Annotated in this window: 1 protein-coding gene; it reads left to right on the top strand. The window is 46.1% G+C overall.

The features are described 5' to 3' along the window. Window positions 1–446, top strand: a 446-nt coding sequence (locus R7O13_RS28870; RefSeq protein ID WP_318305462.1) for a LysM peptidoglycan-binding domain-containing protein, incomplete at its 5' end; no start/stop codon positions are given. Window positions 447–595: the final 149 nt, after the last annotated feature.

Raw genomic sequence — 595 nt, forward strand, 5'->3', positions numbered from 1 at the left:
ATAAATACGGTACTAACTCGAAAGCGTTGATGGCCGAGAACAAGTTGAAATCGACCAGCTTAGCGGTTGGACAAAAACTGCGTATTCCGTCAGCTGGCAAGATCCAAGTGCCAAGCAAGCCTATTACAGTAGAGACTGAAACGATTACTCATACCGTTAAATCGGGTGAGTTCTTGGGTAAGATCGCAAGTCACTATAAAGTGAAGCTGTCGGATATTCGTCGTGAGAACAACTTAAAATCCGATACCTTATGGGTTGGTCAAAAACTTAAGATCACCGTAGCAGTGAAAGATAAACCGATTCGCAAGCACAAAGTCGCGCGAGGGGAATACCTTGGTAAGATTGCGTCCAAATATGGCGTGAGTGTTGCGAGTATTCGCCAAGCAAACAACTTGCGCTCGGACGAGCTTGCTGTTGGGCAAGTCCTGATCATTCCAAACAAATAAGTAAGTGAGCTTCTAACTCATTATGACGATAAAAATTTTGCCAGCTAGGCTCGCCAACCAAATTGCGGCAGGGGAAGTGGTCGAAAGACCTGCCTCTGTCATCAAAGAGTTGGTGGAAAATAGCCTCGACTCTGGCGCAACCCGAATCG

This window comes from Vibrio sp. Y176, assembly GCF_033438945.1.